The organism is Xenorhabdus griffiniae, assembly GCF_015163655.1.
Classification (GTDB): Bacteria; Pseudomonadota; Gammaproteobacteria; order Enterobacterales; family Enterobacteriaceae; genus Xenorhabdus; species Xenorhabdus griffiniae.
The window spans coordinates 1-5,768 of record NZ_JADEUF010000162.1; the positions used below are offsets into that span (position 1 = coordinate 1).

Below are 5,768 nucleotides of genomic sequence, written 5' to 3' on the forward strand. Positions count from 1 at the left end.
TGACTGCCGTATCTGTAATCCATGTTGCACCTCCAGTACAACACAGTATTGCAGCTAAAGCTGACCGACTAAAGTCGGTGGTTTTAACCTTTCATATGGAAGAATAAAATGATATTCAGTAAACCATCCGTACAAACTATTCTTAATAGGATCACCAGTTTAATATTTATAGCATTAGCCATTAACTTATGTATTGATCAGCGTCTGCCAATCGTTTAATACCTTTTGCTATTAAATTTACGAATCCTTTCGCTATTTTTGGCATCCTTGCACACTATTTTTAGTTTTTGTTACATTTAAGCCACAAGTTTAAGCCGGTGTTAACTCACTTAATAGTAAGGGGAACAAGCGTCGGCAATATCAGCATAGGAATATCCATTCCCCTGCTCTTTCTCTAATTTCTGCTTGGTTTCCCTATAGCAACGGCGTTTATCCTGCTCTCTGAAATGATGCATAAAGTCATTTTGTGGCTTATGGGAAAATTTAAGCTGTTGATCATTCCAATCATAAGAAAGTTTCCAGCTCTCTTTATCAAGTCCACTGTGATGCTGATTAAATTTATCATGATATTCTTTCTGTTCATTCTCCCGCTTCTCGGCTAAGGCATTATCTTGAGCCAGTTTTTCAGTGTTCCAATTACCACTATCCAGTGTATCCCTCTTTTTCAGATACTCTTTTGAGGGTTTGTTATCCGCGGGTATATCGCTTTTATAGCTTAAATCCAAAGCCAGAGCCTGAGAAAACCACACTGACAAAATAAAAAACAGGTAATGGGATCCTTTAATTTTCATATCATTCCTTATTAGGCCTATACCAATCCAATTTCAAGTTGCAGCTTGCAAATCAAAGTGATTATTTATATCTCCCCCGCATAGCGGGGAAGATATAAGACGCATCTTGAAAGACGATTGGTATATAACAATTAATTATTATCATATTGTGCATCACGGCTTCAGAGAAAGTCTAAGTCTTCGCTAACGGCGCAGGCTCAATTAATAAAATATCAAGCCTCTTTTGATTTGTTGTCCTATAGCAATGACGTTTAGTTTGCCCTCTGAATACGATCAGTTTTGTTTCATGAAGCGCTCTATATCTCGCTTTAGATCTTGTGGATTGGGAGGATAATCCTTAATGCTAAAGCTGTTTGAATTATACCAACCAGAAGATCGATTATTATACTCTTTCTGTTCATTTTCCTGCTTCTCTGCTAAGGTATTATCTTTAGCCAATTTCTCTCTGTCCCAATTTCCATCGTGCAATTTGTCCCTCTTTTTCAGGTACGTTTTTGAGGGTTTGTTATCCGCGGGTATATCGCTTTTATAGCTTAAATCCAAAGCCAGAGCCTGAGAAAACCACACTGACAAAATAAAAAACAGGCAATAAGATCCTTTAATTTTCATATACTTTTCCTTAATGGGGATATGATAATGACGTTTGGCTTTCAGCCTGGAAACGTTTAGCTCGAGCTTGCATACCAAAATCTTTGCATCTCTGGTCTAAGATGTTTTTGTTGCATACTAAAGCCTGGCATCTCTGGTCTAAGGTTTTGCTGTTGCATACTGGATAATCATCAGAATCCTGCGCATACCAATCATGAGGAAGTCCCAGCCTCTTTTTCTCAAATTTATCATCATACTTATGCAGTTTCCTCTCCTGCTTCCCAGCTAAAGTATTACCTTTAGCTAGTTTCTCCATGTTCCAATTTTCGTCGTCCGAACTGTCCAGGCTGAACGTTTTTTTCAGGTATTCTTCTGAAGGTCTGTTAGCTGCGGGTATATCGCCCTGATAGCTTAAATCCAAAGCCAGAGCCTGAGAAAACCACGCTGGCAAAATAAAAAACAGGCAATAGTATCCTTTGATTTTCATGTTTTTCCTTAGTGGAACTATAACAACCAATTATTATTTAATAACCATTATCACCTAAGGTCAACACTACAATTTCTGTGCATTTTGCAATCAAACAAAATAACTCTTTACAAATCAATAAGTTTTCAACATTCTATATTTGGCTTTTCATTATAAAAATTAAGAGAGATTCTGATGCATCCATATCCTATTTATCACGTCGATGCCTTTACGGAAAAATCGTTTTCTGGCAATCCCGCTGCGGTTGTTTTGCTGGATAAATGGCCAACAGATGACATACTGATTTCTATCGCTGCTGAAATTGGCCTGCCAGAGACCGCTTTTTTGGTAGAAAATCATCTACGTTGGTTTACACCTAAAGTCGAAGTCGATTTATGTGGACATGCAACGCTGGCGACTGCGTTTGTCCTTATAACCCATCGCAACATTCAAGAAACGTTACTTACATTCAAAAGCCGCTCCGGTGAACTCCGAGTTTCTCATCAAGATGGTGTTTTTACATTGGATTTTCCTATCGCCGATTGTCATGAAGAAAATGACCTTATCCCTGTCATACAAGATGCCCTGGGACAAAATGTTTCCGCAGTATTAGCTTCACATGATCGTTATATTTGTGTTTTGGATTCCGCAGAACAAATCCTCAATACCCAACCCAATTTTGATAAAATTGCTGCCCTGCCCTTGCCAGGATTGACCATTACCGCTCTCGGTGATTCATCCATTGATTTTGTTTCTCGCTATTTTGCGCCAGCTAAAGGTGTCAATGAAGATCCTGTTACAGGCTCTAGCCATTGTGTTCTTGCCCCCTTTTGGGGAAAACGGCTCAATAAAACTGAGCTTTATGCCCGTCAATTATCCGAACGAGGCGGTGAAATGTCATGTCGCATAAATGGGGATCGTGTTTATCTGACAGGTAAAGCGAGGCTCTTTTCACACGGTGAGATATTGCTAGAAAATATATAAGCAGGAAAAATGCCTCAATTATACATGTCTTATCTTGGTGGAAATGCTGGAAAATCTAATATTGAAGCTCACGATGTCCAAGCAAAGGAAAAAGCCAAAGGAGGTTTACTGTCTGGCTATAGCTAATTACATCAAGATAATCTGAAAGATGTTGATGATTACCTGCTCCTTAGACAAGTCAATGGCTATCATATCCACTTAACTGAGAGCCAGATAAACCTGCATGGCAGGGATATCGTCCTATTGTTGGTCAGCAAATAAATTTTGCTGACCAACATAGCGTCATCTACCATTACTCACCAGTAAATCTGAATTAATCTCCGAAATCGATCTCGCTCCGGTTAAAGTCATCGCTACCCGCATTTCTTTGTCAATCAGATCCAACAAGTTAGAAACACCCGCTTCACCTGCCGCAGCCAATGCATAAACAAAAGCACGCCCTAGCAAAATACTATCCGCACCCAGGGCAATCATTCTCACCACATCCAATCCAGTCCGAATACCGGAATCAGTAAGAATAGTAATGTCGTTTTTGACTGCATCCGCAATCGCAGGTAAGGCCCGTGCCGTTGACAGAACACCATCAAGCTGACGTCCACCATGATTTGAGACCACAATACCATCAGCCCCAAAACGGACAGCATCTTTGGCATCTTCTGGATCAAGAATGCCTTTGATAATCATTGGCCCTTTCCAGAAATCACGGATCCATTCCAAATCTTTCCATGAGATTGAGGGATCAAAATTATTTCCCAACCAGCCAATATAGTCTTCCAATTTAGTCGGTTTACCACGATATACAGAAATATTACCCAGATCGTGTGGTTTGCCCCACAACCCAACATCCCATGCCCATTGAGGATGCGTCATCGCCTGCAAAATACGACGCATGGCCGCATTCGGGCCACTCATACCGGAATGTGCATCACGGTAACGCGCCCCAGGGACTGGCATATCAACGGTAAATACCAGATTTTTGACTCCCGCAGCCTGTGCCCTTTCCAGTACATTGCGCATAAAACCACGATCTTTTAGCACATAGAGCTGAAACCAAATTGGACGATCTATTGCAGGAGCGACTTCTTCAATCGGGCATACTGACACCGTCGACAAGGTAAATGAAATCCCCTTTTTAGCTGCGGCACGTGCCGCTTGCACTTCACCACGACGCGCATACATTCCTGTCAGTCCAACGGGACCCAGTGTCACCGGCATTGACATCTTCTCGCCGAATAAACTGGTTTCCAGACTTAATTTGGACATATCCTTCAATACACGCTGGCGTAACTCAATATTGGATAAGTCTGTAGTATTACGTTTAAGGGTATGTTCTGCATAGGCTCCACCATCAATATAATGGAACAAAAAAGGCGGTAACTTGGCTTGTGCCGCATCCCGATAGTCAGTTGAAGCGGAAATAATCATAATATCTATCCTAATGTAAAGTTATTCACGCATTTTATGGTATACCAATCTAACTTCAAGATGCGTATATATTCATTCTGATAGCATATTTTCCAAAATATCATAAACAGGTAACAAACGCGTGAATCCATCCCTATCAAGGAAATGTCCACCATTATCAATATTAATTAATTCTGTTTGCAACGAATGAGCCAAAGCCAGAGAGGATTGCGGAGAAACAATTTCATCATTAGATGAAATAAGTGAAAAACGGTGTTCGGTTATTTCACGTAAGAAAGCATAATCTAACGGTTCAACAACAAAAGAATTCAATTCTGGTAAAGTAATTTGAGGAGAGTCAAATCCGGAAACCAAAATATATCCACCAATATGAAGATGCTGAGAACGGATCGATTCTAAATGCCGCAATAGCGTAATACAACCAAGACTATGACCAACAAAAATTGAGTCTTTGTCTGCCTTAGAGACGACATCCATCAACATCTTAGCCCAAGCTTCAGGTTTAGGAGACGATGTATCAGGCATTGTAGGTATGATAACCTCTGCCCCCTGTTCAGTCAGTTTCTCTTTTAACCAAGGGAACCAATGGGATGAAGGCGAAGCAGTATATCCATGAACAATAATTATTCTTTTGCCTGAAAACCGCCCTTGACCACTTATTTTTTCTGATATCACGCATTTTCTCCTATTTAATAATTTATCTATTTATACTAATTTGACCTCAAGTTTCAGCTTGCAAATCAATGTGATTGGTTAAGAAATTGAGGTAAGTTAATAATCAACGACATGATCATAAGTTAGTTACCACTCAACTCATACATTCTGAATAAAATTTTTTATCTTTGCGCTAAAAACGGCTGGCTGTTCTATAGGAAACATATGCGTTACCCCTGTGACAATTTCCGATTGACAATTGGGAATATTTCTTGCTGCTGACACACTAACAAGTTGAAACAATGGACGAGAATATTCGCCATAAGCAACATGCACTGGCAATTTTATCGTCGCCAAGGCGCTTACACTTATATCTGGCTTCTCATTTTGATTCAATTGCTTAGTTACCGTATCTGCTTGGGCTAATTGAGCCATACGCACAGCTTCAGGTTGTGATGCAAAATAACCTTTTTGATTTCCTGAACCATCAATCAGAATTTCCACCATCTCAGGCATTTTTCTTGTTCCTGTTAACGCAAATAAAGGGCCAAACATAGCTTGAGCATCTGCCATAAATAGCGCTAATTCGTCCTCGGTTAAATAAGAGGGATATCCAGGTTCATAAAGAAAAAGACTACGGAACAATTCAGGTGCTTTTAATACTGCCAATAATGCTACATCAGCACCATAAGACCATGCGACCAGATGTAGCGGAGAACAGCCTGTTTCACGGATAATTTCAATAACATCATTCATATACCGGATCTTAAGAATTAAGCCTTTCAAAACACGCCTCCAATGTTTTGTTTTTACATGATTTTCTTTGCGGTGTTTTGAAAGCATTCCGGCATAAATATTCC

Annotated in this window: 7 protein-coding genes; 1 reads left to right on the top strand and 6 read right to left on the bottom strand. The window is 40.0% G+C overall.

Going from position 1 to position 5,768, the window contains the following annotated elements; all coding sequences use genetic code 11:
* Nucleotides 1–329 precede the first annotated feature (329 nt).
* The 3 genes from IQ211_RS17615 to IQ211_RS17625 form a co-directional block, all read right to left on the bottom strand.
* On the bottom strand, nucleotides 330–791 hold the full coding sequence (locus IQ211_RS17615) for a hypothetical protein (RefSeq protein WP_189761185.1): 462 nt from the start codon (nucleotides 789–791) through the stop codon (nucleotides 330–332).
* 273 nt (nucleotides 792–1,064) lie between these two features.
* Nucleotides 1,065–1,400: a hypothetical protein gene (locus tag IQ211_RS17620; protein WP_223281873.1), complete on the bottom strand. Its 336-nt coding sequence runs from the start codon at nucleotides 1,398–1,400 to the stop codon at nucleotides 1,065–1,067.
* 10 nt (nucleotides 1,401–1,410) lie between these two features.
* Entirely contained in the window at nucleotides 1,411–1,866 is a 456-nt protein-coding gene (locus IQ211_RS17625; protein ID WP_189761186.1) for a hypothetical protein, read from the bottom strand.
* Nucleotides 1,867–2,040: 174 nt separating this feature from the next.
* Between IQ211_RS17625 and IQ211_RS17630 the strand changes: the two genes are divergently transcribed.
* Nucleotides 2,041–2,829, top strand: a complete 789-nt coding sequence (locus IQ211_RS17630; RefSeq protein WP_189761187.1) for a PhzF family phenazine biosynthesis protein — start codon at nucleotides 2,041–2,043, stop codon at nucleotides 2,827–2,829.
* Between the two features lie 282 nt (nucleotides 2,830–3,111).
* Here IQ211_RS17630 and lldD read toward each other — a convergent pair whose 3' ends face one another.
* The 3 genes from lldD to IQ211_RS17645 form a co-directional block, all read right to left on the bottom strand.
* A complete protein-coding gene (gene lldD / locus IQ211_RS17635; protein WP_189761188.1) occupies nucleotides 3,112–4,254 on the bottom strand; it encodes an FMN-dependent L-lactate dehydrogenase LldD in 1,143 nt (380 codons plus the stop codon).
* A 72-nt stretch (nucleotides 4,255–4,326) separates the two neighbouring features.
* Nucleotides 4,327–4,929 carry an RBBP9/YdeN family alpha/beta hydrolase gene (locus IQ211_RS17640; RefSeq protein ID WP_282885622.1) on the bottom strand — a complete coding sequence of 201 codons (603 nt, stop codon included), beginning with the start codon at nucleotides 4,927–4,929 and terminating at the stop codon, nucleotides 4,327–4,329.
* Between the two features lie 138 nt (nucleotides 4,930–5,067).
* A partial coding sequence (locus IQ211_RS17645; protein ID WP_193836430.1) for an alpha/beta fold hydrolase occupies nucleotides 5,068–5,768 on the bottom strand: 701 nt, incomplete at its 5' end.